This window comes from Moorena sp. SIO4E2 (assembly GCF_010671945.1).
GTDB lineage: Bacteria > Cyanobacteriota > Cyanobacteriia > Cyanobacteriales > Coleofasciculaceae > Moorena > Moorena producens.
On sequence record NZ_JAAHIE010000487.1, the window covers coordinates 1 to 5,475 of the forward strand.

3 protein-coding genes are annotated in these 5,475 nt (G+C 42.1%); all 3 read right to left on the bottom strand.

The window, feature by feature from the left end:
• Nucleotides 1–4,087 (bottom strand): tetratricopeptide repeat protein (locus F6K37_RS31155; protein WP_287254412.1); only part of this gene is annotated, 4,087 nt, incomplete at its 3' end.
• 31 nt (nucleotides 4,088–4,118) lie between these two features.
• Nucleotides 4,119–5,000 (bottom strand): hypothetical protein, encoded by an 882-nt coding sequence (locus F6K37_RS31160; protein ID WP_287254414.1) that lies wholly within the window; start codon nucleotides 4,998–5,000, stop codon nucleotides 4,119–4,121.
• Nucleotides 4,966–5,151 carry a hypothetical protein gene (locus F6K37_RS31165; protein WP_287254416.1) on the bottom strand — a complete coding sequence of 62 codons (186 nt, stop codon included), beginning with the start codon at nucleotides 5,149–5,151 and terminating at the stop codon, nucleotides 4,966–4,968. Before F6K37_RS31165 ends, F6K37_RS31160 begins: the two co-directional genes overlap by 35 nt.
• Nucleotides 5,152–5,475 lie beyond the last annotated feature (324 nt).

Here is a 5,475-nt window from a genome sequence, read left to right on the forward strand (position 1 = left end):
TGAACCAATTATTGAAGATCCAAATCTGTAAAGTTTTCCACCCCTGTCCTTGACAAGTGAAAACTTGAGGACTGCGATCCTTAAACAGGATAAAAATATGGGTATGCTCTCTTGTTGTGTAAAAACTGAGGATAGCAGTGGTTGGTTCCTGGATTAACTGCTGGATTTGCTCCCAATCAAGATGCTCCACTTGAATTTGTCCTGCCAAAACCGGGTCATAGCGGCGCAGTTGTTGCCAAACTTGCTGTTTTTGTTGCTCTAATGTCTGGATTTCTTTCTGGTATGCTAATAAAGCTTCCCTAGTCAAGGATTGATCAGATTGCTTTACTCCCATTTCCAATGACATGGTTTTCTTACGAGTTCCTGCCAAAACTGGAACAGCCTCGGACACAGAACCAAAACGGAGGAGATTGATACGTCGTTGCAGTTCCTCGTAGTCCTGCAAATGCTGTTCTAGTTCTGGGATAATTTCTCCCCCTTGGTAGAGTTCATTACTAGCCATCATATCTACCAACCGTTGGGCACGAGAACGTTCAGCATATTCCACTGCTTTCTCGATTTCTCCTAAGTTGAGGCAAGCTTGTACTATGTTGCGATATACGTCTATGGAATTACAAAGAATCTGTTGGCGACGCTCCTCATCAATTGCCCAACTCCGGCTTTGTTCTACCGCTTGGATAGCTAGGGCATAGCCTTCGATAGCTAGTTGCCAATTGTTATTTTCTAGAGCAAGGTTACCTAAATTGCCACTAGCTATTAGGCACTTAATGGGGAAGTTTTCCGGAGTCCAAATTTGTAGGGCATTTCTATAATGAGCGATCGCTTGTCCGATATTATCTGCTCTGTTCCCTTTGATTCTGTATAAGTAGGCAATGCCGAAATTGTGTTGAGTCATTGCCCAATCGTGGGGAAATGCGGACTTGGTATGGATTTGTAGGGCATCTATAAAAGCAGCGATGGCTTGTTCGATATTATCGGCTCTATCCCCTTTTATTCTTTTATAGTAGGCACCACCGAGATTGCCTTGAGTCATTGCCCAATCGTGGGGAAATGCGGACTTGGTATGGATTTGTAGGGCATCTATAAAAGCAGCGATGGCTTGTTCGATATTATCGGCTCTATCTCCTTTTATTCTATTATTGTAGGCAGCGCCGAGATGGTTTTGAGTGGATGCCCAATCTTTCGGAAATGCTGACTTGGTACGGATTTGTAGGGCATTTTTATGATGAGCGATGGCTTGTTCGATATTCTCGGATCTATCTCCTTTGATTTTGAGCAAGTAGGCAAGGCCGAGATTGTCTTGAGTAGTTGCCCAATCTTGGCGAAATCCGGAATTAGTACGGATTTGTAGGGCATTTATAAAATGAGCAATGGCTTGTTCAATATTTTCGGATCTATCTCCTTTGATTTTGAACAAGTAGGCATTACCGAGATTGTTTTGAGTGGATGCCCAATCGTGGGGAAATGCGGACTTGGTATGGATTTGTAGGGCATTTATATAATGAGCAATTGCTTGTTCGATATTATCGGATCTTTCCCCTTTGATTCTGTAGAAGTAGGCAATGCCGATATTGTTTTGAGTCATTGCCCAATCGTGGGGAAATGCGGACTTGGTACGGATTTGTAGGGCATTTATAAAAGCAGCGATGGCTTGTTCAATATTATCGGATTTATTCCCTTTGATTCTGTCAACGTAGGCATTGCCGATATTGTTTTTAATGGTTGCCCAATCCTGGAAAAATGCGGACTTGGTATAAATTTGTAAAGCATTTTTATAAGCAGTGATTGCTTGTTCGATATTATCGGCTTTTTCCCCTTTGATTCTGTCATAGTAGGCAATACCAAGATGGTTTTGAGTCCTTGCCCAATGGTGGGGAAATGCGGACTTGGTATGGATTTGTAGGGCATTTTGATGATGAGCGATGGCTTGTTCGATATTATCGGCTCTCTCCCCTTTTATTCTATTAGAGTAGGCAGCGCCGAGATGGTGTTGAGTGATTGCCCATTTTTGGGGAAATTTGGACTTTGTATAGATGTCTAGGGCATTTTTATAATGAGCAATGACTTGTTCGATATTATCTGCTTCCTCCCCTTTGATTCTGTCACCGTAGGCAGCGCCGAGATGGGTTTGAGTGTTTGCCCAATCTTTAGTAAATGCTGACTTTGTAAAGATTTGTAGGGCATTTTGATGATGAGCGATGGCTTGTTCGATATTCTCGGCTTTCTCCCCTTTTATTCTATCAGAGTAGGCAATGCCGAGATTGTGTTGAGTCATTGCCCAATCTTGGGGAAATGCGGACTTGGTATGGATTTGTAGGGCATCTATAAAAGCAGCGATGGCTTGTTCGATATTATCGGCTCTATCTCCTTTTATTCTATTAGAGTAGGCAATGCCGAGATTGTGTTGAGTCATTGCCCAATGGTAGGGAAATGCGGACTTGGTATGGATTTGTAGGGCATCTATAAAAGCAGCGATGGCTTGTTCGATATTATCGGCTCTATCCCCTTTTATTCTTTTATAGTAGGCACCACCGAGATTGGTTTGAGTCATTGCCCAATCTTGGGGAAATGCTGACTTGGTACGGATTTGTAGGGCATGTTGAAAAGCAGTGATAGCTTGTTCGATATTCTCGGCTCTATCTCCTTTTATTCTGTGCCAGTAGGCAACACCGAGATTGTTTTGAGTGGATGCCCAATCTTTGGGAAATGCTGACTTGGTATAGATTTGTAGGGCATGTTGAAAAGCAGTGATGGCTTGTTCGATATTCTCGGCTCTATCTCCTTTTATTCTGTCATAGTAGGCAGCACCGAGAATGGTTTGAGTGTTTGCCCAATCGTGGGGAAATGCGGACTTGGTACGGATTTGTAGGGCATCTATAAAAGCAGTGATGGCTTGTTCGATATTCTCGGCTCTATCTCCTTTTATTCTGTGGCAGTAGGCAACACCGAGATTGTTTTGAGTGGTTGCCCAATCTTGGGGAAATGCTGACTTGGTATAGATTTGTAGGGCATGTTGATAAGCAGTGATGGCTTGTTCGATATTCTCGGCTCTATCTCCTTTTATTCTATCAGAGTAGGCAGCAGCGAGATTGTTTTGAGTCGCTGCCCAATCTTGGGGAAATGCTGATTTGGTACGGATTTGTAGGGCATTTATATAATAAGCTATAGCTTGTTCGATATTATCGGCTCTATCTCCTTTTATTCTGTGGCAGTAGGCAACACCGAGATTGTTTTGAGTGGTTGCCCAATCTTGGGGAAATGCTGACTTGGTATAGATTTGTAGGGCATGTTGATAAGCAGTGATGGCTTGTTCGATATTCTCGGTTCTATCTCCTTTTATTCTATCAGAGTAGGCACCACCGATATTGTTTTGAGTCGCTGCCCAATCTTGGGGAAATGCTGATTTGGTACGGATTTGTAGGGCATTTTCATAAGCAGTGATAGCTTGTTTGATATTCTCGGCTCTATCTCCTTTTATTCTGTGCCAGTAGGCAACACCGAGATTGTTTTGAGTGGATGCCCAATCTTGGGGAAATGCCTCCAAGGTAAAAACTGTGGCCATGACTTCATAACTAGCAATGGCAATTTCTAGGTTACTGGCTCTATTACCCAGAGGAAATTGTCCAATCAAATTCCCGAACTCGCCAATAACTCTAGCAACATATTCAGCTTCTTCTGGCTGAAGTTGAGGGATGGTTTCCTTTGCCCAATCTTGCAGGATCTGCCCTAATTTTTCATCTAGCTTGTCGAGGTTCTGTTCCAGTAGGGGGTAAACTGACTGAGGACTATGGTCAGTTGCAACTGCTTCCAAGATGGACTGTAGGAAATTGAGATAGTCTTCTAAAGGAACTTCAGTCGGGGAAATCCCGAGTATCTCTGCTAATTCCCCTGCCAAGTTTAACAACCAATTGGCAATATCTCCATTCCCTGTCTCTTCCATGTGTGCTGCTACTGCTTCCATAATATCGACCAACTTCCAATTCACTAGTTCTTGGTTGGCCTGCAGTATTTCTATTTCCTGTCCATTGGGGCATTGCAGCAGTTGTTGGATCAGGTTTAAATAAGCGTCAATTCTTTGTTCATCCATATTTTCCTATTCTGTTTCCTGTTACCTAATTCTAAGCAAATGCTTCTACTACCTGGAATGAGCGATAAAATGCTTGCCAATTATTGCTATCTTCTCCCAACCTTGTCCACAATTCCTTAAGCCGTTCGGGATTCCAAATCGGAGCTGGTTCTTCTTGATTAGGCGTTAACCAAGGAAAATCTAAAGACTCTTCTAAGACAATAGCCAGAAATTCCTCTTGCCCTACCGTATCAAATTTTATCTCTTCACACATTGCCCCTGACTGAGGCATCAGCATTGTCTTATCTTTGAGTCGATTAACTGGAGCAAAAGCTTGGGAAGGACAAACTACATATTTGGTATCTAAACCGCGATTTAATAACAATAGATGCTGTTGGTCACAATCTAGTTCCACATGCATAGAGTAGGGAATGTTTAAACCAATTACAGGTGGTTCGTCCTTTTTACCTGGGGGTACAACCAAGCCTTTGTGATTAGGATCTGGAGTAAAACGAAGCCAATAGGAAGGAGATGCCGCTTTTTTAATCAGGGTTTGCCAAAGCCCATCCATTTGCCAGTAAGGGAATTTATGATCCCATAACCAGCCATAAGCAATTCGCCAAGGAGATTGTTTGTCATCCGCTGGTCTTCCTCGTTTATTCTCCCAATTTACGCCATTTTTATTCATTTCCTCCCCAAACTGCTTTTTCAGCTTTTTCAATACTTCGGCCAGGGTAGCATTAATGCTCTGTTCATTAAACGCTCCCAGTTTTTCGTCCATTTTGCGAGCAATCTCCACATTCTCTTCTTGCCAGTTTTCAGGACTAAAACGCAGTAGAAAGCATAGTTTTTGGGTTTTGGATCTTTTCGATATCGGGAAAATCTGGTCAGCGATGTATTCAAGGAACTGTTGTTGAGATTTTTGGTTGGTCATGGTATTTATCATAAGAAAGGGAGCAGGGAGCAGGGAGCAGGGAGTAGGGAGTAGGCAAGAGGCAAGAGGCAAGAGGCAAGAGGCAAGAGGTAGAACAGGCTTCCAGCCTGTGATACTTAACTCCCATAAGCTGTTCGCGTAGCGTGCGCATAGCGCATTAGCTGATAGCTGATGGCTGACCGCTGAATGCTTACCTAAATTCTGCCATGTAGATTTCGATTTGTGTTAGGTAATCAGCAATTTTTATTTGTTTTTATTTTAGGATATTTTAGTTTATTACTTCATATTTAAAATTACTATTTTTATTTAGGTATATTTTCCATTAAATACCATCAAAATTTTTTATATCAAACTCCTATACACCTATTTTTTTAGTCAATAGGCTAGAAGTCAGAAGCATTTAGATTGACAATGATGGCTATGACAAAGAAGACTAATCGCAACAGGAAATTTTGGCTATTAATAGAGTTCGTTG